This window comes from Actinoplanes sp. NPDC051343 (assembly GCF_044455125.1).
Classification (GTDB): Bacteria; Actinomycetota; Actinomycetes; order Mycobacteriales; family Micromonosporaceae; genus Actinoplanes.
Map to the genome: position 1 here is coordinate 117,758 of NZ_JBITEL010000003.1, position 21,613 is coordinate 139,370.

22 protein-coding genes and 2 pseudogenes are annotated in these 21,613 nt (G+C 71.0%); 12 read left to right on the top strand and 12 right to left on the bottom strand.

Annotated elements, in window-relative coordinates:
• The first annotated feature begins 100 nt into the window (after positions 1 to 100).
• Positions 101 to 787, top strand: coding sequence for a sensor histidine kinase (locus tag ACIA5C_RS11160; protein WP_396053209.1), 687 nt, complete (start codon positions 101 to 103; stop codon positions 785 to 787).
• A gap of 39 nt (positions 788 to 826) precedes the next feature.
• Here ACIA5C_RS11160 and ACIA5C_RS11165 read toward each other — a convergent pair whose 3' ends face one another.
• From ACIA5C_RS11165 to ACIA5C_RS11185, 5 genes are read right to left on the bottom strand one after another with little or no spacing between them, the layout of a single operon-like run.
• On the bottom strand, positions 827 to 1,636 hold the full coding sequence (locus ACIA5C_RS11165) for a PaaX family transcriptional regulator C-terminal domain-containing protein (protein ID WP_396053211.1): 810 nt from the start codon (positions 1,634 to 1,636) through the stop codon (positions 827 to 829).
• Positions 1,637 to 1,653: 17 nt separating this feature from the next.
• Positions 1,654 to 3,981 (bottom strand): bifunctional salicylyl-CoA 5-hydroxylase/oxidoreductase, encoded by a 2,328-nt coding sequence (locus ACIA5C_RS11170; RefSeq protein WP_396053213.1) that lies wholly within the window; start codon positions 3,979 to 3,981, stop codon positions 1,654 to 1,656.
• Positions 3,978 to 5,552 carry an AMP-binding protein gene (locus ACIA5C_RS11175; RefSeq protein WP_396053215.1) on the bottom strand — a complete coding sequence of 525 codons (1,575 nt, stop codon included), beginning with the start codon at positions 5,550 to 5,552 and terminating at the stop codon, positions 3,978 to 3,980. The genes ACIA5C_RS11170 and ACIA5C_RS11175 overlap by 4 nt, the downstream gene beginning before the upstream one ends.
• Positions 5,553 to 5,569: 17 nt before the next feature.
• A complete protein-coding gene (locus ACIA5C_RS11180) occupies positions 5,570 to 6,469 on the bottom strand; it encodes an acyl-CoA thioesterase (RefSeq protein ID WP_396053217.1) in 900 nt (299 codons plus the stop codon).
• A complete protein-coding gene (locus ACIA5C_RS11185; RefSeq protein ID WP_396053218.1) occupies positions 6,466 to 6,945 on the bottom strand; it encodes a cupin domain-containing protein in 480 nt (159 codons plus the stop codon). The genes ACIA5C_RS11180 and ACIA5C_RS11185 overlap by 4 nt, the downstream gene beginning before the upstream one ends.
• Positions 6,946 to 6,979: 34 nt before the next feature.
• Here ACIA5C_RS11185 and ACIA5C_RS11190 point away from each other — a divergent pair, with 34 nt between their 5' ends.
• On the top strand, positions 6,980 to 7,399 hold the full coding sequence (locus ACIA5C_RS11190) for a RidA family protein (protein WP_396053220.1): 420 nt from the start codon (positions 6,980 to 6,982) through the stop codon (positions 7,397 to 7,399).
• A 58-nt stretch (positions 7,400 to 7,457) separates the two neighbouring features.
• Positions 7,458 to 9,152, top strand: a complete 1,695-nt coding sequence (locus tag ACIA5C_RS11195) for a protein kinase (RefSeq protein ID WP_396053222.1) — start codon at positions 7,458 to 7,460, stop codon at positions 9,150 to 9,152.
• A gap of 4 nt (positions 9,153 to 9,156) precedes the next feature.
• Here ACIA5C_RS11195 and ACIA5C_RS11200 read toward each other — a convergent pair whose 3' ends face one another.
• Positions 9,157 to 12,639, bottom strand: a complete 3,483-nt coding sequence (locus ACIA5C_RS11200; protein ID WP_396053224.1) for a ricin-type beta-trefoil lectin domain protein — start codon at positions 12,637 to 12,639, stop codon at positions 9,157 to 9,159.
• A gap of 171 nt (positions 12,640 to 12,810) precedes the next feature.
• Between ACIA5C_RS11200 and ACIA5C_RS11205 the strand changes: the two genes are divergently transcribed.
• Positions 12,811 to 13,035, top strand: a complete 225-nt coding sequence (locus tag ACIA5C_RS11205; RefSeq protein ID WP_396053226.1) for a hypothetical protein — start codon at positions 12,811 to 12,813, stop codon at positions 13,033 to 13,035.
• On the opposite strand, the gene ACIA5C_RS11210 is transcribed toward ACIA5C_RS11205, so the two are convergent.
• Positions 13,004 to 14,137 (bottom strand): FAD-dependent oxidoreductase, encoded by a 1,134-nt coding sequence (locus ACIA5C_RS11210; protein ID WP_396053228.1) that lies wholly within the window; start codon positions 14,135 to 14,137, stop codon positions 13,004 to 13,006. The two genes, ACIA5C_RS11205 and ACIA5C_RS11210, sit on opposite strands and share 32 nt — an antisense overlap.
• Positions 14,138 to 14,143: 6 nt before the next feature.
• Between ACIA5C_RS11210 and ACIA5C_RS11215 the strand changes: the two genes are divergently transcribed.
• Positions 14,144 to 15,067 (top strand): cupin domain-containing protein, encoded by a 924-nt coding sequence (locus ACIA5C_RS11215; protein ID WP_396053230.1) that lies wholly within the window; start codon positions 14,144 to 14,146, stop codon positions 15,065 to 15,067.
• A gap of 21 nt (positions 15,068 to 15,088) precedes the next feature.
• Here ACIA5C_RS11215 and ACIA5C_RS11220 read toward each other — a convergent pair whose 3' ends face one another.
• A complete protein-coding gene (locus ACIA5C_RS11220) occupies positions 15,089 to 15,430 on the bottom strand; it encodes a hypothetical protein (RefSeq protein ID WP_396053232.1) in 342 nt (113 codons plus the stop codon).
• Between the two features lie 107 nt (positions 15,431 to 15,537).
• On the opposite strand from ACIA5C_RS11220, the gene ACIA5C_RS11225 reads away from it, so the two are divergent.
• The 3 genes and pseudogenes from ACIA5C_RS11225 to ACIA5C_RS11235 form a co-directional block, all read left to right on the top strand.
• On the top strand, positions 15,538 to 16,014 hold the full coding sequence (locus ACIA5C_RS11225) for a VOC family protein (RefSeq protein ID WP_396053234.1): 477 nt from the start codon (positions 15,538 to 15,540) through the stop codon (positions 16,012 to 16,014).
• Between the two features lie 194 nt (positions 16,015 to 16,208).
• Positions 16,209 to 16,553 (top strand): annotated as a pseudogene (locus ACIA5C_RS11230) (NB-ARC domain-containing protein); the annotation flags it as partial.
• A gap of 133 nt (positions 16,554 to 16,686) precedes the next feature.
• Positions 16,687 to 16,854: pseudogene (locus ACIA5C_RS11235) on the top strand (helix-turn-helix transcriptional regulator); the annotation flags it as partial.
• On the opposite strand, the gene ACIA5C_RS11240 reads toward ACIA5C_RS11235, so the two are convergent.
• Complete coding sequence (locus ACIA5C_RS11240) at positions 16,790 to 17,467, bottom strand: 4'-phosphopantetheinyl transferase (protein ID WP_396053236.1); 678 nt, start codon at positions 17,465 to 17,467, stop codon at positions 16,790 to 16,792. The pseudogene ACIA5C_RS11235 and the gene ACIA5C_RS11240 overlap by 65 nt on opposite strands.
• A gap of 38 nt (positions 17,468 to 17,505) precedes the next feature.
• Here ACIA5C_RS11240 and ACIA5C_RS11245 point away from each other — a divergent pair, with 38 nt between their 5' ends.
• Entirely contained in the window at positions 17,506 to 18,456 is a 951-nt protein-coding gene (locus ACIA5C_RS11245) for an N-acetylglucosamine kinase (protein ID WP_396053238.1), read from the top strand.
• Between the two features lie 6 nt (positions 18,457 to 18,462).
• Here ACIA5C_RS11245 and ACIA5C_RS11250 read toward each other — a convergent pair whose 3' ends face one another.
• Positions 18,463 to 18,687: a hypothetical protein gene (locus ACIA5C_RS11250; protein ID WP_396053240.1), complete on the bottom strand. Its 225-nt coding sequence runs from the start codon at positions 18,685 to 18,687 to the stop codon at positions 18,463 to 18,465.
• 80 nt (positions 18,688 to 18,767) lie between these two features.
• Here ACIA5C_RS11250 and ACIA5C_RS11255 point away from each other — a divergent pair, with 80 nt between their 5' ends.
• The gene (locus tag ACIA5C_RS11255) at positions 18,768 to 19,205 is read left to right on the top strand and encodes a hypothetical protein (protein ID WP_396053242.1); all 438 of its coding nucleotides are present in this window, start codon (positions 18,768 to 18,770) and stop codon (positions 19,203 to 19,205) included.
• On the opposite strand, the gene ACIA5C_RS11260 is transcribed toward ACIA5C_RS11255, so the two are convergent.
• Both ACIA5C_RS11260 and ACIA5C_RS11265 read right to left on the bottom strand, forming a co-directional pair.
• Positions 19,159 to 19,941, bottom strand: a complete 783-nt coding sequence (locus ACIA5C_RS11260) for an alpha/beta fold hydrolase (protein WP_396053244.1) — start codon at positions 19,939 to 19,941, stop codon at positions 19,159 to 19,161. The genes ACIA5C_RS11255 and ACIA5C_RS11260 overlap by 47 nt on opposite strands.
• Positions 19,942 to 19,973: 32 nt before the next feature.
• On the bottom strand, positions 19,974 to 20,165 hold the full coding sequence (locus ACIA5C_RS11265; RefSeq protein ID WP_396053246.1) for a hypothetical protein: 192 nt from the start codon (positions 20,163 to 20,165) through the stop codon (positions 19,974 to 19,976).
• Between the two features lie 216 nt (positions 20,166 to 20,381).
• Here ACIA5C_RS11265 and ACIA5C_RS11270 point away from each other — a divergent pair, with 216 nt between their 5' ends.
• Positions 20,382 to 20,831 (top strand): hypothetical protein, encoded by a 450-nt coding sequence (locus tag ACIA5C_RS11270; protein WP_396053248.1) that lies wholly within the window; start codon positions 20,382 to 20,384, stop codon positions 20,829 to 20,831.
• Complete coding sequence (locus tag ACIA5C_RS11275; RefSeq protein ID WP_396053250.1) at positions 20,789 to 21,178, top strand: DUF5615 family PIN-like protein; 390 nt, start codon at positions 20,789 to 20,791, stop codon at positions 21,176 to 21,178. Before ACIA5C_RS11270 ends, ACIA5C_RS11275 begins: the two co-directional genes overlap by 43 nt.
• Positions 21,179 to 21,613 lie beyond the last annotated feature (435 nt).

The window sequence follows — 21,613 nt, forward strand, 5'->3', positions numbered from 1 at the left end:
GCTTGCCCGGGCAACCCGGGACACCTGCCTCTCGCGCCCGCGGACGCGGGCGCCCGAGAGTGGGAGTCACCCCCCACCCAGCAAACTCTAGGAGCATCCCATGGAAGCGCTGCTTGACCGCGAGACCGAACTGCGCAGCTTCATGACCATGGCAACCCACGACCTGAAGTCGCCCCTCGCCGCCGCCTCGGCGCACCTGGAGATGCTGCGCGAAGACCACGCCGCGATGCTCGGCGAGCAGGGCGAACGGGACCTGAACGGAATCGAGCGCGGCCTGCGCCGGATGGACCGGCTGGTCGAGGATCTGCTGCACTACGCGAAGGCGGACCAGGCCGCCGTCGCGCTCACAGCCGTTTCATTGACCGATCTGGTAGCCGAGGTAATCGCCGATCACGCCACGACCGGCAGTGCCGAGGTGCGAGTCATCGGTGATCTTCCGGCGGTCCGCGGCGACGCGAAGCTGCTGCGCCATGTCATCGACAACCTGATCGGCAACGCCGTCAAATACACCCTCGCCCGGTCGGTGGCCGAGGTCCGGGTCTCGGCCCGGGCCGAGACCGATGGCACCGTACGGGTGGAGGTGGCCGACGACGGCATCGGCATCCCGGAAAGCGACCGCCCGCACGTGTTCGACGCCTTCCACCGCTCGGCGAACAGCGGCGCCTACCGCGGCACCGGGCTGGGCCTGGCCATCTGCCGCCGCATCGTCGAGCGCCACCACGGCCGGATCGGAGTCGAGGCGAACGCGGGCGGCGGCAGCCGCTTCTGGTTCACCCTGCCGGCCTGAGGAGGCGGATCGGGTTCATGTCGCTGGTTGACGGTGGGATCAGCCGATGGTCCGAAAGGCGTGCTCGTCGGCCGCTGGGCGTAGGTCCTTGTGGAGGGTGTCGAAGAGGTGGCCGGCGGCTACGCCGTTCCAGCCGGGGGGCAGCAGGTCGAGAGGGAGACCCGGGTCGCGGTACGGCAGGCGGCGCCACTGGCTGAGCATCGGTACGTAGGTGCGGAACGCCTCCAAGGCCGTCGCGGCCGGGGTCAGGCGGTCGTAGCGCTGGAGGAACTCGTCGTAGAGCGCCGCCAGTTCGGTCAGGTCCCACCACTCGCGAACCTTCGTGGGCAGGTCGCCGAAGGCGAGGTGGCGGGCCGCGAAGACGTCGACGTAGGCGGTCAGCCCGCGGCGGTCGATGGCCTCGCGGACCGGTTCGGACAGGTGGCCGGGAGCGACCCAGACGCCGGCCGTCACCGTGCCGAAGCCCAGGCGGGTCAGCGTGGTGCGCAGTTCGTGGCGTTTCTCGCGGTCGGACTCCGGCACCGAGAAGACCACCATCACCCAGCCGTCGCCGGTGCCCGCGCGGTCGTGCTGGAAGATGCGGACGTCGCCCTCGGCCAGCAAGCGCTGGGTGGGTTCGGCCGGCGAATATCCGGCCACCCCCGAACGCTTCTCGCCGATCAGGATGCCGCGGCGCTTCAGGCGCGAGATCGAGGAGCGTACGGCCGTCCCGTCGACGCCGAGGTCGGCCATCAGCGAGACCACGGCCCCGATCGGCAGCCAGTTGTCGTCGAGCCGGGCGTACATGCCGAACAGCGTGATGATCCACGGCGTCGGTCGGCCGGGTTCCGCGGGATCGGCCGTCAGCACCGGCCTACCGTACGGGATCACCGCGCCGGCACCCAGCGCACGTGCACGTTCCCGGCGCGGTCGCCGGCCCGCAGCAGCGCGAGCCGGGGCGGAATCTTGTCGGTGCGGGATGCGGGCGGCCTGCGGCGGCCGGCCTCGAACGGCTTCGGCCACTCGGCCCCCGGCCCCCGATATCCCTGTTCGGCCGCCGCCTGAAGCGTCCACTGCGGGTTGTAGAGGTGGGCCCGGCCGAGCGCGCACAGGTCGGCCCGCCCGGCCAGCAGGATCGAGTTGACGTCGTCGTGCGACGAGATGGCGCCGACCGCGATCACCTTGACCCCCGCGGCGGCGGCCACCTCGTGGCGGATCAGGTCGGCGAACGGGGTCTGGTACGAGCGGCCATATGCTGGTTTCTCGTCCTTGACCACCTGGCCGGACGAGACGTCGATCGCGGCGGCGCCGTGCGCGACGAAGGCCCGCGCGATTTTCAGCGCATCGGTGGCGGTGTTGCCGTCCGGCGCCCAGTCGGTCGCCGAGATGCGCACGGTCACCGGCAGCGTCGACGGCACCGCGGCCCGGACGGCGTCGAACACCTCCAGCGGGAAGCGCAGGCGGCCGGCGAGCGATCCTCCGTACTCGTCGGTCCGCCGGTTGGCCAGCGGCGAGAGGAACGAGGAGAGCAGGTAGCCGTGCGCCGCGTGGATCTCGACCAGGTCGAAGCCGGCGTCCACGCCGCGCCGCGCGGCCGCGGCGAAATCGGCGACCACCGCGTCCATCTCGGCTCGGGAGATCTCGCGCGGGACGTGCGCGTCCACGCCGTACGGAATCGGAGAGGGACCGACCACCTCCCAGTTACCGTCGTCGAGGGGTTCGTCCATGCCTTCCCACATCAGTTTGGTCGAGCCCTTGCGGCCGGAGTGGCCGAGCTGGAGCCCGATTTTCGCGGTCGTGCGCCCGTGGACGAAGTCGGTGATGCGGCGGTAGGCGTCGCGTTGCTCGTCGGTCCAGAGACCGGTGCAGCCGGGCGTGATCCGGCCGTCGGCCGAGACGCAGACCATCTCGGTCATGACCAGTCCGGCGCCGCCGAGGGCTTTCGAGCCGAGATGGACGAGGTGGAGTTCGTTGGGTACGCCGTCGCACGCCGAGTACATGTCCATCGGTGAGACGACGACGCGGTTCTTCAGTTCCAGCGGGCCGATTCGCACCGGCTGGAACATCGCCGGGACGACGTCGGCCTGCCCCTGCGAGCGCGCGAAGTCGGCCTCGATGCGGGCCGCGAACTCGTCGTCGCGCTCCTTGAGGTTCTCGAACGTGATGCGGCGCGAGCGGGTGAGCAGGTTGAAGCAGAACTGGGCCGGTTCCTGGCGGGCGTACATGCCGATGTTCTCGAACCATTCCAGCGACGCCTGGGCGGCGCGCTGGGTCGACTCGACGACCGGCTTGCGTTCCGCCTGGTAGGCCTCCAGGGCGGCGTCCACGTCCGGTTGCTCGTGGAGGCAGGCGGCCAGCGCGAGGGCGTCCTCCATCGCGAGTTTGGTGCCCGAGCCGATCGAGAAGTGCGCGGTGTGCGCGGCGTCCCCGATCAGCACGACGTTGCCCTCGTGCCAGCGCTCGTTGCGTACGGTCGTGAAATTGAGCCACCGCGAGTTGTTGGTCAGGACGTGGTGGCCCGTCAACTCGCCGGCGAAGATCTCGGCGATCCGCGGTACCGCGTCGGCGTCGTCGAAACCGGCCTGCTGAAAGACGTCCTCGTGCATCTCGACGATGAACGTGGATCCCCGGTCGGAGAAGGGATACCCGTGGATCTGCATGGTGCCCCAGCCGGTCTCTTTGACGACGAACTGGAACGCCTCGAACACGAGGTCGGTGCCGAGCCAGATGTACTTGTTGCGGCGGCGGTCGAGGGACGGCCCGAACGCGTCGGCGTACTTGGTGCGGATGCGGGAGTGGACACCGTCGGCCGCGAGCACCAGGTCGTGGCCGGCGCGCAACGTGTCGGCGTCCGGCGCCGGCGTACGGTAATGAACCGTGACGCCGAGGTCGGCGGCCCGCTCCTGCAGGATGTGCAGCAGTTCCTTGCGGCTCATCGCCGCGAAGCCCTGCCCGCCGACGGTGAACCGGTGGCCGTGGAAGTCGATGTCGATGTCGGTCCAGCGGGCGAAGCGCGCGGCCATCTTCTCGTAGATGACGGTGTCCGCGTTCTCGATGCCGCCCAGGGTCTCGTCGGAGAAGACGACCCCGAAGCCGAACGTGTCGTCGGGCGCGTTCCGCTCGAAGACGGTGACCTCGTGGGCCGGGTCGAGCTGTTTCATGAGGGCGGCGAAGTAGAGACCCCCGGGGCCGCCGCCCGCGATGGCGATCCTCAATGGAGCGTTCCTTCCACGATCCGGCGGAGCATGAAGTGCTGCAGTTTCCCGCTGCTGTTGCGCGGAAGCACGTCGATGAAGCGGACGTCGCGCGGGTACTTGTAGGGCGCGAGCTGGTGCTTCACGAAGTCCTGCAGCTCAGCGACCTTGGCCGGGTTCCGGTCGACGCCGTCCTTGAGCACGACGAAGGCGCAGACCACCGCGCCGCGCTCGGAGTCGGGCCGCGCCACCACGGCCGCCTCCACCACGTCGGGGTGGTCGTCGAGCGCGGCCTCCACCTCCGGGCCGCCGATGTTGTAGCCCGACGAGACGATCATGTTGTCGGTGCGGGACCGGTAGTGGAAGTAGCCGTCCTCGTCGCGCAGGAAGGTGTCGCCGGTGACGTTCCAGCCGTTCACCACGTACGCCTTCTGCCGCTCGTCGTCGAGATAGCGGCAGCCGACCGGCCCGATGACCGCGAGCCGCCCCTCGACGCCCGGCCCGGCCTCCTCGTCGTCCGGGCCGAGGATCGTGGCGCGGTAGCCGGGCACCGGCTTGCCGGTCGCGCCGGGCCGGATGTCGTCGCCGGCCGCCGAGATGAAGATGTGCAGCAGCTCGGTCGAGCCGATGCCGTCGATGACCCGCAGGCCGATCTCGTCGCGGAGCCGGGTCCAGACGCCTTCCGGGATGTGTTCCCCGGCGCTGACCCCGGCTCGCAGCCCGGCGAGCTGCTTTGCCTGGCCCGCCTTGAGGATCTGCTTGTAGGCGGTCGGTGCCGTCGCCAGCACGGTGACGCCTTCGCGCTCGACCAGGTCGGCCAGTTGCACCGGCGTCACCGTCTCGGTGAGCAGCGAGCAGGCCCCGGCGCGCAGCGGGAACACCATCAGCATGCCGAGGCCGAAGGTGAAGGCGAAGGGAGCCGAGCAGGCGACGACGTCGTCCGGCGTGAGTTTCAGGTAGTGGCGACCGAACGTGTCGTCGATGGCGAGGATGTCGCGATGGAAGTGCATCGTGATCTTCGGAACGCCGGTGCTGCCGGAGGTCGGGCAGAGCAGCGCCACGTCGTCGGACGAGGTCCGGACGTCGTCGAAGGTTTCCGGTTTGCCCTCGGGAAAGGAGGTCACCACCGGCAGGCCGGGTGCGGCTGCGACGACGTCGTCCACGAACCGTGGGTCGACGAGCGCGACTTGGGGGCGCGTCTTGGCGATGATCGGGGCGAGCTCGCGGGCCCGGATCGCGGCCATGGTCGTGACCACGATGCCGCCCGCCTTGAGCACACCGAGCCAGGCGGCCGCGTTCCACGGGGTGTTCGGCGCGCGGAGCAGGACCCGGTTTCCCGGCACCAGACCGTAGTCGTCGACCAGCATGTGGGCGATCTGGCCGGCCCGGCGGCGCAGATCGGCATAGGTCCACGTCTCGCCGTCGGCGGTGCGCAGCGCGGGACGATCGAGGCCGGCCGGGGCGCGGAGAAGCTCGGTGGCGGCGTTGATCCGTTCGGGATAACCCGGCGCCTCGATGACGGGCCACAGGTGATCGGGTGGCAGGTGGTCGCGCGCGAACGTGTCGACGTGCGCGGACGGTAAGAGATCCATCGGGACGTCCCTTCCGCTCAGGCGGTGCGGATCATGCCCTCCTGCGCGACGGTGGCGAGGTGGTGGCGATCGGGGGTGAAGAAGCGGCCCGTACCGAGGCCGCGGCCGGCGCCCGCGGCGCCCGCCTCCTGCAGGTAGAGAAGCCAGCCGTCGAGCTCGCCGGGCCGCGGCGGCCGGTGGAACCACATCGAGTGGTCGAGGCTGGCGGTGACGAGCCCGGGCCGGGCCCACGGCAGATCGAGGACACGCAGAACCGGTTCGAGAACGGTGTAGTCGCAGACATAGGCCAGCGCGGCGAGGTCGCGTTGCTCGTCGGTCAGCCCCTCGACCGGCCGCAGCGGGTCGAACGGCCTGACCCAGACCGCCTGGTGCGGCGCCGATCCGCCCTCGACGTCCAGATAGACCGGTCCGGGCACGTGCCGCATGTCGAAGCTGCGCCCGCCCGACCAGTAGGCCTTCGACTCGTCGGTCATCGTGCCGCCCTTGCGGTCGGCCAGATAGTCGGCGGAAGTCGGGAGTCCGGCGGGACCGGGCAGATCGCCGGGGAACGCGGCCTCGTAGGTGCCGCTCCGGCCGCCGGCCGTGAAGTTGGTCAGCGAGGCGTAGACCGTCTTGCCGTGCTGGTAACCGCGGACGCCCCGGGTCGAATATCCGCGGCCGTCGCGCATCACCTCGACCTCGTAGCGCACCTCGGCGCCGATGTCGGCGGGTCGCAGGAAGTAGGAGTGCGTCGAGTGCAGGGTCTTGCCGTCGGTCACCGATCGCATGGCCGCGGCGGTCGCTTGCGCGACGAGGTCGCCGCCGTACGCCTTGGGCCACGGGCAGTCCTGGGTCGTGGCCGTGAAGGCGAGGTCGGCGTGTTCGGGCTCGCAGGGAGACAGGCGCAACGCGTCGGTGAGGATCGACGACGTGGTCACGGGCGCTCCAGCCAGTCGCGGAGCGAGGCGTCCGGCACGTCGTCGAGGTTGACCACGATGTTGTCCGGCGTGCGGGTGGTCATCCAGGTGAGCGGGTGGTTGCGGTCGAGGTTGCACTCGACGTGGGGCATGTTGGGCGGCACGAAGACCCAGTCGCCCTCGGCCATGTCGAGGTAGTCCTCGAACTTCTCGCCGAAGTAGATGCGGGCGCGGCCGGAGAGCACGTAGCCGCCGGTCTCGGCCTCGCCGTGGTGGTGGGGGACCGAGCGGAAGCCGGGTTCGTTGCGAACCTTGCCGAACCACAGTTTCGTGGCCGGGGTGTGCTGGATGCTGACGCCCGAGATCCGGCTCGCGCCGCCGGACTGTCCGGCGCTGTCGGGTTCCTGGCCGCCGCGGGTCACGACCGGTATGACGAGTCTTTGATGCGCGTCCATGATCGGCTCCTCGTCGTCGAGGTTGTATGTTGTTTTTCTCACGACCGTCACAAGACGTCAATAGGAGGTCCGGTCGATGGCTCCGATGCCGGTCAACCCTTCCGCGCTCCCCAAGCCCCGCGGTTACTCGCACGGCACCCTGGTCGGCAACACGCTCCATCTCGGCGGCCAGACCGCGCTGACGGCCGATATGAAGATCGTTCCGGGCGGCATCGTCGAGCAGTTCCGGCAGGCATTCGGCAACGTCCTGACTACTCTCCGTGAGGTTGGCGGCCGACCGGAAGATCTGGTCAGCATCACGATCTATTTGACCGACATTCCCGACTATCAGGCGCACGGCCAGGAAATCGGGCAGGTGTGGCGGGAACTCGCCGGCCCGGTCTATCCGGCTATGGCCGGCGTTGGGTGCACCACGCTCTGGCAGCCCGAGGCGATGATCGAGATCCTGGGCGTCGCAGTGATCCCCGACGATCGGCTCGTCGCGCCGGAGAACTGAGGATTGAGTAGTATCGTTCGGGCGCGATGGTCACCGAGCGTATCGGGGAGCAGTATCCATGAGGGGGCAACTGCGGCCGACCGATCCGCGTCGGCTCGGGCGATACCGTCTGGAGGCGCGTCTCGGGCAGGGCGGCATGGGCACGGTCTATCTCGGCCGCAGCCGTGAGGGACGGCCGGTGGCCGTCAAGGTCATCAAGTCCGAGTTCGCGTACGACCACGAGTTCCGTGGCCGCTTCCGCAGCGAGGTCAACCGGGCCCGTCAGGTCCCGCCGTTCTGCACCGCCGAGGTGATCGACGCCGACGCCGACCACGAGACCCCCTACCTGGTCACCGAGTACGTCGACGGGCCCAGTCTGGCCGAGGTGGTCGCCGAACAGGGCCCGCTGACCGGGGGCAGCCTGCACAGCGTCGCCGTCGGCGTGGCGACCGCGCTGGCCGCGATCCACGGCGCCGGCGTCATCCACCGCGACCTCAAACCCCGCAACGTGCTGTTCGCGCTCGGCACGCCCAAGGTGATCGACTTCGGGATCGCCCGGGCGTTCGAGGCGACCAGCCAGCACACCGCGACCGACCAGATGGTCGGCACGGTGGCCTACATGGCGCCCGAACGCTTCGACACCGCGACCGACCGGGCGCTCGGGCCGGCCGCCGACGTGTTCGCGTGGGGCGTCGTGGTGGCGTACGCGGGCACCGGCCGCACGCCGTTCAACGCCGACTCGCCGGTCGCCACCGCGGCCCGCATCCTCACCCAGCCCCCCGACCTGAAAGGTCTGCCCGAGCCGCTGCGCGACCTGGTCGCGGCGTCCCTCGACAAGGACCCCGATCGCCGGCCCACCGCAACCGAACTGCTCGAGCGGCTGGTCGCGACCGGCGCGCCCGACCCGGTGGCGGCCGATCTCGCGACCCGGGCCGTTCAGCAGTCCCGCCCGCCGGCCTGCCCGAACGGGTCCGGTGGCGATCGGGACCCGGCCGAGTCGGCGACGGTCACGCGGACCACGTCCCGGCGGTGGCGCCGCGCCGCGCCGGCCCTCACCGCCGCCGCGGTCGTCGGGATCGTGGCTGCGCTCTTCGCGTTCACCCCCATCCGGGACCTGCTGTCGACGGCCGGGTCGCCGGGACCGCGCAAGAGCGCCCCGGCCGCACTCGCCGTACCCGAGCCGATCGAGAGCGCATCCCCGAGTGGCCAGGTCTCGGCGAGCACCGGTCCCGAGCCCACCCGGGTGACGTCGCGGAAGACCACCTCGGCGCCGAAACCGGCCGGCGGCGGCGTGACCGTCACCGCGGCCCCGCCGACCAGGGTGCGGCTGTGCGGCAACGGCGACATCACGGTCGCCATCTCCGCCCAGAACGACGACATCACCGTGATCGGCACCCAGAAGGGACTGGTCAACGTCGTCAACCGGTCCCACACGTCGTGCCGGGTCGACGGGCGCGCCTACTTCCGCCTCTACAACGCGGCCGACGAGCGGGTCGACGTGCCGACCAGACCGGTCGACGAGCCGGGCGAGGCCCTCGACATCACCCTGCGGCCGGGCGGCGGCGCCTTCGAGGGCATCAAGTGGCAGGCCTGCGACCGGGACGACGCCGACTGCCCGACCGGCAACACGATCCGGGGCAGCCTCAGCTCCTCGAGCGCCGGCGTCGTCGCCGACCTGGACGGCTTCCCGGCCGACGAGGACAGCCGGATCACCATGAGCTCCCTCCAGTTCGGCACCTTGCAGCCGAGCACGGAGGGAGTCGTGGCGTGGTGACGCGTCAGCCCAGCCGGAACTTCTGGGCCGCCGAGGTGTTGCAGTCGTAGATTTCCAGGGCGTCCCCGGCCTGCTGCTTGTTGCCGGGATCGTCGAGGCAACGCCCCGACTGCGGGTTCTGCAGCGTGCCGTCGGACCGGCTCGTCCAGGTCTGCGACCCGGTCCCGTTGCAGTCGTACAGCTGCACCGGGGTTCCGTTGGCCGAACCCGCGTTGGCGACGTCGAGGCACTTGCCGAACACCCGGATCGTGCCGTCGCCCGGCGTCGAGAAGCGCTGGGCGTCACTGTTGTTGCAGGTGTAGAGCTGTGCCGCGGTCGCCGATGACGGATCGGCTCCGGCGATGTCCGCGCACAGGCCGCCCGGTCCGGTGACCGGCCCCGGCGGCAGCCGCCAGATCTGGCCGTCGGTGTGCACGCAGTCGTAGATCTGCAGCTGCACCGCCCCCGGCGTGCTGTTCGAGTCCGGCACGTCCAGGCAGCGCCCGGAGGCCGGGTTGAGCAGGGTTCCGTCGGCCCGCCGGGTCCACAGCTGCGAAGCGCTCGCGGCGCAGGCGTTGGTCGTCACCAGGGCCCGGTTCGCGGTGCCGCCCGCCGTGAGGCAACGGCCGAGCACGCGCACGGTGTTGTCGGCCGCGTAGGACACCTGCTGGGCGGTCGAGTGATTGCAGCCGTACACCTGCAGCGCCTGACCGTCGGCCGCGGTGCCGCCGCGGACGTCCAGGCAGAGCCCGCCGACGCCGACGGTCTCACCGCTGGTCGGGTTGTCGGTCGCGCTGCCGCTCAGCGCGACGGTGTGCGCCGAACCCACCGGGAGCTTGGCCGTGGTCACGGTGACCGTGCGGCTGTCCTTGTTGTAGGCCCAGGCCGTCTCCGGCACCTGCACCCCGTCGACCGCCACGGCGGTCGGCGCGGCACTGCCGCTCACCCGCAAGGTGTACGCCCGGGAAGCCGGAGCACCCGTGAAGGTGCCCGTGGTGGCGCCGACGGTGAACGTCTTCGAGCCGTCGTTCCAGGACAACGGGGTCGTCGTCGACGCGCTGCCGGTCCCTTCGCCCGCGTCGGCGTACAGGGAGAAGCTGCCGTTGGCGCCGGCCGCGACGTTCACGGTGAGCTGATCCGCGGCGCCCTGCTTCTGGTTGTTGACGTAGTCGGTGCGGGTCGGGACCATCCCGCCCGCCTTGACGAGCACCGGCATCCGGTCGAGCGGCGCCGTCATGGTGACCGTCGCCGGGCCGGTGTAGGACGCCCCGGTGAAATAGTCGTTCCACGTGCCCGGCGGCACCCAGACCGACGTCGAGCCGGCGGCGCTGGTGATCGGGGCGACCAGCATGTCGTCGCCGTACATGTATTCGCCGGTGGCCGAGTAGGCCGCGTCCTGGCCCGGGTAGTCGAGGTACATCGGCCGGACGATCGGCAGGCCGGTCTGGTTCGCCTCCCGCGCCATCGTGTACGTGTACGGAACCAGGGCCTCCCGCAGCCGCAGGAACTTCTCGGCGCTCGCCTGCGCTGCCTCCGGGTAGTCCCACGGCAGACGGTCGCCGTGGTCCGAATGCATCCGGTCGACCGGCTGGAAGGTCGCGAACTGCATCCAGCGGGCGTACATGGTGTCATCGAGATGGCCGCCGTGGAAGCCGCCCATGTCGTGGCTGACGTTGGAGATGCCGGCTGCCGCCTCACCGGCCGTGTACTTCACCTCGTAGGCGAGAGTGTCCCAAGTGGAGTAGGTGTCGCCGGTGAACGCCAGCGAGTTGCGCCGCTCCGACCACGGGCCGGAGGCGAAGCTGGTGCTGTCGCCGGTGCCGTGCTCGGTGCCGCCGATCCGGCTGAACGCGAAACCGCGCAGGCCACGGGCCCGGTCGTGGTCGGCGTAGGCCTGGTTGATGAGGTTGTCGGCGCCGATGTGCGGGTCGGAGGAGATGGACGCGCCGCAGCCGCCGCAGTAGTCGAGCCACCAGGCGCGGACGCCCTGCTGCTCGAACGGCTGGTGCAGACCCTGATAGGTGGCGAGGTGCGCGGGGTTGGCCCAGTCGAAGTAGTGGGTGTGCCCGTCCGACTGCACGGGCAGGCCGCCGGCGGACGAGTTGGCCGACGCGAACTTCGGGTCGGTCTGATCGATCTCCGGGTGGACGTTCATGCTGACGTCCAACCCCTGCTGCTTGGTCCAGTTGAGGAACCCCTGCGGGTCAGGGAACAGGTCGGTGTTCCAGTTCCAGCCGTCCCACTCGACCGGCTTCTTCCAGTCGGTGTCGACGACCAGCCAGTCGAGCGGGGTGAAGTTGTTGCGGAAGGCGGGCAGCAGCGTGTTCTGGTAGTCGGCGGTGCTGTAGCCCCAGAAGCGGGAGAACCAGACGCCGTACGCCGACTGCGGCAGCAGATCGATGCCGCCGGCAAGCGCGTTCAGGTCGTTGAGCGCCTGCTTGTAGTCCTGGCCGTACCCGAAGAAGTAACCGTCCTCATAGGGCTGCGTGCCATGGCCCGGCCGGTCCTTGAGCGGCAGCAACGCCGTACGGGTGTCATCGAGCAGATACCAGCCACCCCGGTTGAGCACCCCCGGGTGCAGGCTCTGCGGCAGGCCGCCCGGCAGGTTGTCGAGCGAGCGGTACCAGCCGCCGAGCTGACTGTTCGGCCCGGCGCCGTAGCCGGTGGTCTGCAGATCCGTTGCCCCGGCGGGATAAGAGGTCGTCGACGTGGGCGTGACGGCGAGGCTGTCGACGTTCACCCGTCCGCTGTCGGCCGAATCCTGGTTGACCGCGATCGAGTTGATGCCCGCCCGCAGGGTGACCGTCACCGCCGCGGTCGACCACGTGTCCCAGCTGGCCGTCGGGGCGAGCGAGAACCGTGGCCCGGTCGTGCCGTTGACATGCGCGGTCAGCGTGCGGGTGGCGCTCTGGTTGTCGCTGCCGACCGCGTTGGCGTAACGGATCGCGAGCCGCCAGCTGCCGGCGGTCGGCACGTCGACGTCGTACTGGACGCCGCTGCCGGTGCTCTCGAACCCGGCGGCGAACCCGGTGCCGGTGAAGCCGGTGTGGTCGTAGCCGGTCGAGGCGTTGCCGGTCAGCAGCGCGTTCTCGCCCTCGCAGGCGGTCGAGACCGCACAGTAGGACGGAAATCGCGGGTGCGCGGTCGCGCCGGTCGAGTTGATGGCGACACTGAGGTTCGAGGCGGTGAACGGGCCGCTGTTCTGCTTGTAGCGCAGGGTCAGCGCGCTGGTCCGGATCTCGCGGTAGCCGTCCGAGGTGACGGACGTGGTGTAGGCGGCCGCGGGGAACGACCGGTTGATCGCGTTGTACGTGGTGGCGTCGTTGAACACGCCGTCACCGGCGTATTCGGTGCGGATGAGGGTCGGGGTGAGGACCTGGAACCGCGCGTTGCCGTCGGTGACGGCGACGGTGGCGGCAGCGGTGGCGGCATGGGCCGGGCCTATGGGGACGACGATCGCGGTGGCGGCGAGGACACCTGCCGCCACGGCCAAGCGGGAGAGGCGCATACCGACATCAGAACACTTTCCATCGATGTAAATGGATTTTATGGCCGAGTGTGCCGTCATTGTGTCCCGCCGGGCAGTCCACCACGCCGGCCGCGAGCCGAGCCCGCCGCCTCAGCTCCCACGGACGATTTCCCCGGCCGAGCAGGGCTGTCTTCGAGGGGCGTGGTCCTCGTGGCGATCCTCGGTTGCGTCGGCTTGTTCACGCCCGTGATCGGCGGCACCGCGAAGGTGGCCTCCAACCTGGACGACAACCAGAAGGGAAAGAACGCGGTCGCGGGGAAGATGGGCTCACCGGCCACCGACGGCAAGTTCCAGTTGACCGTGACCGCCATGCACTGCGATGTGGCCGAGGTGGAGGACCGGCTCAGCGGACGATGGTGGCCAGCACCTCGTTGAAGCCCTCGGTGGTGCTCGGGTGGGTGTAGATCGCGTCGCGCAGGGTGGTGGCTGTGGTGCCGGTGCGCATGGCCAGCGCGACCGTGTTGATGAGTTCCTGGGAGTCGACGTTGAGGAGCGCCGCCCCGAGGATCTCGTCGGTCGACGCGTCGATGACGAACTTCATCATGCCGCGGATCTCGTCGACGATGCGTACGCGGGGCATGGCCGCGCTCGCCGCGATCGACTTGGCCGCCACCTTGATTTCGCGGCCGGCCGCGCGGGCCTCGGCCTCGGTCAGGCCGACGCGGGCGAGCGGTGGCGTCATGAAGAGCGTGTACGGCACCGCGACCCGGTCGGCCGTTGAGCGCCGGCCCGTGCCGGTGATCTGGTCGAGGACGATCCGGTAGTCGTCGAGCGAGATGTACGTGAACTGGGGGCCGCCGTTGACGTCGCCGATCGCGTAGATGTGGGGCCGGCTCGACCGCAGGTGTTCGTCCACTTCGACCGCGCCGCGGCCGGTCGTTTCCACGCCGGCCGCGTCGAGCCGCAGCCCGGCGGTGTTCGGCGTGCGCCCGGCCGCCGACAGCAGCGCGTCGGCTTCCAGCGTGTGCTCGACGCCGCCGGCCGAGTAGAGGACGGTGGCGTCGTCGACCCGCGTGATGTGGGCGCCGGTGACGAAGGTGACGCCCTCGTCCTGGAGGATTTTCGTGGCCTCGGCGGCGATGTCGTCGTCCTCGCGGGCGAGGATGCGGCTGCCCTTCTCCAGCACGGTCACCTGCGTGCCGTAGCGGGCCAGCATCGCCGCGAACTCGATGCCCTGGTAGCCGCCGCCGATGACCGCGATCCGCCTCGGCAGGTCGGGCGAGACGACCCGTTTCTCGTCGAGGAAGGCCGCGGTTCCGGTCACCACGGTCACCGAGTCGAGCGAGTCGAGCATGCGGAAGTTGTTGCCGCGCACGAACGACGTCAGGTTCGCCGTCCAGGCCACCGAATCGGCGAACCACTGCTGCGGGTCGGCGTCACCGGGCCGGGCCGACGCGCGGTGGATCAGCGCCTTGGTCGGCACGCAGCCGATGTTGAGGCAGGTGCCGCCGTACATCAGCGCGGACTGCTCGACCATCACGACTTGCTTGCCTTGTCGGCCGAACGGCTCATGGACGCGATCAGCAAACTCATCCGGATGGCCCGCCCCGAGGGGGCGGTCGACGTTCGCTGCCTGCTCGCCGGCGGCCACGTCCTCGACAACCCGCCGTCCCGGCCCAGGCGGGTGCCGTTCCACCTTCTGCTGTCCGGCCACTGCATGGCCGAGGTCCCCGGCCGTACGCTCGAGCTCCGCCCCGGCGACGTCCTCATGCTGCCCCGTGGCTGTGGCCACCGCCTGCGGGTCGCGGCCGACGGGCCGCCGAGCCCCTTCGTGCGCCACGTCGGCTCGATCGCGACCGAGCGCAGCGAGGACGAGCCGGTCATCGACCTGTTCTGCGGCCACTACACCTATCAGCCGGGCGCCGGTGAGCTGCTGTTCGGCGGCCTGCCCGCCATCGTGCACGCGTCCCTCGGCGTGGGGGAGGGCTCGCCGCTGCACCTGCTCGGCGAGCTCATGCGGGCCGAGGCCACTCTCGACGGCCCGGGCGCCGGTGCGCTGCTGGCGTCGCTCTGCGAGGCGCTGCTCGCATTGGCGCTGCGCGGGGCCACCACCAACCCGGTCCCGCCCTGGACCGCGGTGACCGATCCGGGTCTGCGGGCGGTGGTCGACGTGGTGGCGAGCGAGCCGGGGAAGCGGTGGACGATCTCCGGGCTCGCGCGGGTCGCCGGGGTCTCGCGGGCCACCCTCGTACGCCATTTCTCCGCCGCCACCGGCATGGGCGTGGCCGAATTCCTCACCCGCACCCGCATGACGATCGCGGCCGACCTGCTGACCGGAACCGACCGGGGTCTCGACGACATCGCCGCGGCCGTCGGCTATCGCTCGGCCTCCGCGTTCGGCAAGGCGTTCCGCGAGGCGACCGGCAGCACACCCGCAAATCTGAGGCGCGCCGCTGAGCGTCGCTGACGCGCGCTCCACTCCGCCGCGTCACATCTTCGGGAGTACGCGACCGGCGGTGCCCGGGTCCTCGACCAGTTCGTGCGCGCGCACGATCTCGGAGAGCGGCAGCTCGGCCGCGATCGGGTAGCGCAGGTCGCCGGCGACCAGCGCCTCGGTGAGATCGCGGGCGGCGTCCTGGTTGGCCGCCTCGGGGAAGTCGTCGTTGCTGAGGAAGCGCACGGTGAGGTTCTTGAACGCGTATGGCCAATAGGGCACGCGGGGGGTGCCGTTACCGGTCGCGTAGGTCGCGATGACGACCGATGTGGATTCCGGACTCGGGGACGCGTACGCGAACCTCGCCCGGACCCGCGTGCGGGTCCGCCGTCTCACCCACCTGGAGCACCTCGGCCGCCGGCCCTTGCTTCTCGTACCACGCCGCGCGCATGGTTCCTGCCGCAAGTTAGTCCCGCGACGATGTCAAACGCTAGGCTGCGGTCGTGTCCGAAGACGCTGAGAGGCGGCCGGACGGGCTGCGCTTCCTGTCCGGGATCATCCTGGTGTCGGCCGAGCCCGAGCGGCTGGTCGGCTTCTACCGCGACGTCCTCGGGGTGCCGCTGGCCGAGGAGCAGCACGACGACAGCCAACCGCACTGGGCGTGCGAACTCGGCGACGTGCACTTCGCGATCCACCCGCAGGCCGACTACCCGGGCGAGGCTGCCGGCGTCGGCTCGGTGAAGCTCGCGTTCATGGTGTTCGAGATGGACCGTCTGGTCGCGTGGCTCAGGGGGCGCGGCGTCGAGCCGCTCTATCCGCCGGTCGAGTTCGGCGAGTCGTCGCGCATCACCGCGGTCCGCGACCCGGACGGCAACACCGTCGAGCTGACCGAGCTCGGGCCGGGCTGGCTCGACCACCTGAAAACCCACCGTGCCGCAGGGGGAGACCTGGTCGCGCAGTGGGGTGCCCGGCTTTCGTGACCGCGGGCCCGGCGACGGCCGGCGCCGCGACCGGGGTGCTCATAGGGGTTGCCGGATAGGATCGCACCGGTGAGTTCCGTGTGCTCGGCCCGCTCGAGGTGGTCGCCGGGGGCCTCCGGCTCGACTCGCACGGCGCCGGCGCGACGCACATCCTCGAGCGGTTCCTGCGGACGCTCGGCGTGCCCGGCGGGTCGGTGCCGAACGGTTTGGCGGAACGGGCCGAGGCCTATCGCGCACTGCTCTCCGACCGCCGGATCCTGGTGGTACTCGACAACGTGGCGAGCGAGGACCAGGTGTTTCGGGTGCTGCCCGGCGGTCCGAACAACGCGGTGCTGGTCACCAGCCGGCGCCGGCTCGGTGGCCTGCCCGGCGCCGTGCACGTCGAGGTCGACGTGTTCGAGCCGCAGCAGTCGGTCGACCTGCTCTCCCGCATCGCCGGTGACCGCCGGGTACGGGCCGAGGGCGACGCGGCGGCCGGCCTGGCCGCGCTCTGCGGCCAGCTGCCGCTCGCGCTGCGGATCGCGGGCGCCCGCCTGTCGTCGCGTCCGCACTGGACGGTCGGGCAGCTGGCCGACCGGCTGGCGAACGAGTCGCGCCGGCTGGACGAGCTCGAACACGGCGCGCTCGGCATCCGGGCCAGCTTTTCGCTCACCTACGACAACCTCGGCGACCGCGCCGCTGGCCGCCGACGGGTACAGCAACCGCGAGATCGCCCGGAAGCTGTTCGTCACGGTCAGTACGGTCGAGCAGCACCTGACCCATACGTACCGGAAGCTCAAGGTGACCCGCCGGGCCGACCTTCCGGTGGTTGTTCGTGTGCCGGCACCGCGATCGCGGTGAGGATCAGCCCGCGCCCGGCGGTCCAGCGCCCGGCGAAGCCGGCCGGGCCGCCGGTCGCCGACAGCCGCGCCGAGAAGGTGCCCGCCGCCGGGTCGATGACCAGGTCGGCCTCCTCGAAGTCGAGCCACCGCGCGGTCAGCGGGAACCACGACTTGTAGACCGATTCCTTGGCGCTGAACAGAAGCCGGTCCCACCGGATCGACGGATGTTGGCGCAGCAGGGTCTCGATGCGCGCCCGCTCGCTGGGCCCGGCGACCGTCTCGAGCACGCCGTCCGGGAGCGGCTCGTCGGGTTCCGCGTCGATGCCGATCGTCGCGTAGGACCCGTCCTCAGCCACCACCGCGCCGCGATAGCCCGCGCAGTGGGTGATGCTGCCGACCAGACCGGCCGGCCAGAGTGGCTGGCCGCGATCGCCGCGCAGCAACGGTGCGGGCGGGCGGCCGAGCTCGGCCATCGCGCGGCGCGCGCACCACCGGCCGGTCGTGAACTCGAGCCGGCGCTTCTCGACCGCCCGTTCGACGAGCGCCGCCTCCGCCGGGAACAGAGCCGCCCCGGGCGGGTCGATGAACGTGTCGACCGCGACCGTCCCCTCCGGCAGAATCGACTCGATCACGCCTCGGATCCTATCGATCGGGCCCCTAAGGTGGGCTCATGGAGGTCGTCCTCGGCATCGATGTGGGCGGCACCGGCCTGCGCGGCGCGCTCGCTCCGGCGTCCGGCGAGCCGGTCCCGTTCGCGCGGGCAAGTCAGGCGATCGGCCTGCGGCGCGGCGCCGGCGGCATCGAAGGGGTGGTGCCCGCGGCGGCGGCCCTGGCGGCCTCGCTTCTGGCCGGCCGCGACGTGCGGGTCAAGGCGGTCGCGCTCGGCTGCGCCGGCGCCGCCGACCTCGGCGCCGAACTCCGGATAAGCCTCCCGGCGGCCCTGCGGGCGGCGTGCGGACCGGCCACTGTGGTCGTCGCCTCGGACATGGTGACCGCGTTTCTCGGTGCACTCGCCGGCTCGCCCGGTGTCACGCTGTCGGCCGGCACCGGCGCGGTCGCGTTCGGCGGCGACCTGTCCGGCGAATGGCGGCGGGCGGACGGCCGCGGCGACCTGATCGGGGATCTCGGCGGGGGCGCCTGGCTCGGCCGGGCCGGCATGACCGCCGCGCTGCGCGCGTCCGACGGGCGTCGCGGTGGGTCACCCCTGCTGCTTCGGCACCTGCTTGCGGCGTACGGCGATCCCGCGGCCCTGATCCGCGAACTGAACGCTCGCGCGGATCGGGCGGCCGTCCTCGCCCGCTTCGCTCCGGCCGTCCTCGAGGCCGCCCGCTCCGGCGACCGGGTGGCGGCCGACATTCGCGCCGAGGCCTGCCGGCACCTGGCCGACACGGCTCTCGCGGCCCGGCCGACCGGCCTGCTTTCGCCGGTGCCGCTGGCGGTCGTCGGCGGCCTGCCCGACCATCACCCGGACTTCCGCGCCGCACTTCTCGGCGCGCTCGACCCCGGCTTCGCGGTGCGGCCCGCGGCGGGCAGCCCGGTCGAGGGCGCCCTGCGTCTGGCCGCCTCGGCCGACCGCCTGCCGCCGGGCCTTTCGAGCTGGGGAGTGCAGGTCACGGCTTGACCGGCGCTATTGAGCCACCTTCGCCATCTCGCGGATGGCGATCGCGGCGCGGACGAACGTGTTGTCGGCGAGGTCGCCGATGGTCTCGATGCCGAACGCCTGACGCAGGCCCTCGGCCTCGGCCTCATCGATGCCGGACAGGGCCGAGACGGGTGCGGTCACGAGGTCGGTGACCGAACTGGACTGATATTGCGGGTCGAGAACGGCGTCGAGGTTCACGGAGACGGCCATGCTGTTTCCTCCCGTGGTCGGTCACTCGATGCTTTCATGTGGTTGCGTTGAGTCAAGACCCTTTGTGTACGGTCGTCAGCATGCGACGAGTTGACGCCGACAATCTCGGCGCCTGGCTGATCAAGGGCAACGCCGACCACGCCGATCTGACGGGCCGATTCGCACGCGAGCCCCGGGTGACCCGGTGGTGCGTGCAGCCGAGCTACCGCCTGGAACTCATGCGGGCCGGTCAGCCCGTGCTGTTCTGGGCCAGCGGCAGTCGCCGGCGCGACATCCCGTACGGGATCTGGGGCCTCGGCCGGCTGGCCGGCCCGCCGGATCGGGACGCCGCCGAGGGTGGCTGGTCGGTGCCGCTCGACCTGGTGATCTCGCCCGAGGCCGGCCGGGTGCGCCGGGAACTGCTGCGGGCCGACACCGAACTGGCGGCCCTCGAGGTCTTCCGGCAGCCGCAGGCGGCGAACCCGTCGTTCGTCACGCGGCGGGAGTTCGCGGCGATAGCTCGGCATCTAGCCGCCTGACGTGGGCCTCGATCGCCTGGGTGCTGCGGCGGGGCGAGGTGGTCAGCACGTTGTGCGCGGCCTGCGGGACGGTCACCGCGACGCCGCCGCTGAGGGCCGCCACCTCGAGCCGCCAGCGCAGCGGGGCGATCGGGTCGAGCCCGCCGCCGAGCACCAGCGGGGCGACCGGCAGGCGCACCAGGTCCGTCTCGATCGCGTTGCCCAGCGAATGCCCCACGGTGGCCGCGACCCGCCACGGCCGGGCGGCGGCGATGCCCTCGGCCAGCAGGGCGGTCTGCCACGGCTGCTCGACGAGCACGTCGCCGGCGAACCGGGCCACCAGCCGCGGCCAGGTGCGGGCGGCCGGATCGGTGGTCGGGCCGGCCAGCACCAGGGCGGCCACCACGTCCGGGCGCCGGACGGCGAGCCGGGCCGCGACCTCGGCCCCGAATGAGTGGCCGACCAGGCAGATCCGGTCCAGCCCGCAGCGGTCCAGCCACTCGGACAGGGCTTCGGCGTGCCGGCCCACGTCGTACGCCCGGCCCGGTTTGTCGCTGCGCCCGAACCCCGGCAGGTCCGGAACCACGACGGAACGCCGGGCGGCGAGCGCCCGCGCCGTCGGCATCAGGTAGCGGCGAGAGACGGCGAGGCCGTGCAGGAGTACGGCGGGAAGCCCACCCCGCACGGTGTGGGAGAGCGCGTGGATGCGGCCACCGTCTGCGCCGGTCCAGCGGCTGAGGAAGCCGTCCATGGGCATGCCCGGTACCCGAACGGCGCAGGTCCAACCCCTTACGACTGCTTCGCGACCGGTTCGGCACTCGCCGGGCCGGTCGCGGAGGCGTTGAGCAGTTCGCGGAAGCGGGGCGCGAAGTCAAGCGCGACGTGACCCCACTCCGGCACCCGCGCATAGAGGGCGGCCAGCGTCGGCGTCGGGTGAGCCATCTGCCGGAGGTAGGCGGCCAGCGCCGGCGCGGTGACCATCAGGCTCCCGTACGACGCGGTTGTCGACTCCGCACGCCTGCCCGGCGAGAGCTTCGACGTCATCATCGACCCGGTCGGCGGTGAGGTCCGGACCCGCAGCCTCGACCGCCCACGAGCGGATGGAAACCCACGCGGCGACAGGCCGCCTCCTCCTCGCGACGGAGTAAAGGGGTAAGTTCGGTTACTGTCATGATTACAGATAACTACGCTGTAGTCATGACAGCTCCGCGATCGGTTCGCTTCGATGAAGGGGTGTTGTCCCGGCTGGATCGCTACGTCCGGGAGCACCCTGGATCCTCCTCGTCGTCCGTGGCCAATATGTTCATCGACGAGGCTTTGCGGTCTTATGAGCATCCTGGCGTCATCTTCCGGCCCGGCCCGACCGGCCGCCGAGCGGCGCTGGCCGGCGGACCGGATGTGTGGGAAGTGATCGCATCCCTCACTGCTATCCGAGAGGAAGACCCGGATATCGGGCGCTTGGCGCTGCTGGAGGAGCTCAGTGGCGTGACGGGCCTGAGTTCGGCGCTGGTAGGTGTCGCGTTGCGCTATTACGCGGCCTATCCCGACGAGATCGACGAGCGGATCGTCCTCAACAAGGAAGTTGCGGATCGGGAGGAGCAGCTATGGGAAGCCCAGCAGAAGCTTCTGCAGAAGCCGAAGCCCTGACGGGCCTCCTTCTCGACGAGATGTATCCCCCCGCGCTTGCACAGCAGTTGCGAGCCGGTGGCCACGATGTCCTCGCCGTTCTCGAGGTCGAAGTCGGTCTGGCGGCCAAGACGTATGAGGATGTCCTGGCGTGGGCCGCGCGAAACGGGCGCTGTGTGGTCACCGAAAACGTCTCGGATTTCGCGCGGCTGGCACATCAGGGCTTCGGCCACGCCGGTTTGATTTTCTTGTCGAGCCGCCGCTTCCCGAGGACCAAATCCGGTCTTCAGCGCCTGGCCAAGACACTGGCCGATTTCCTGTCCTCCGACGGGTTGCCCGGCCGGGACGGCGTCACCTGGCTGCAGTGAGAACGGTGGCCACCCCGGCCGGGCCGGCTGCCGCTCGATCAACCCACGAACCGAGTCCGGCGGCGGAGCAGCACGAACGCGGCCGTGCCAACTGGCACCGGAGACAGCCTGGCGCCGATCGTGGCAGTGTCCGCCCCGGCGATCGGCGGGCCTGGGCCGTGGTCGGCGTCCCGCTGCCGTCGGCGCCCGTTCTACCGGTCGCTCCGCCGCCTGAGGTGTCGACGACGACCGTGTTGCCGTCCAGGAAGGCGCCCGCGTGCGCTGCTGCAGGTTCGTCGTGCGCACGCTGAGATGGTCGGTGCCCGGCATGCTCGGGCCGGCGGCGGAATGCGGCCGCTGAACCCGTCGACCGGTCGACCCGTCGATGCCCCGGGCCGCCGTGCCCCGGCGCCAACAGGTCGGGCTCTCCCGGAGTGAGCGGGTCGCCCGCCCGGT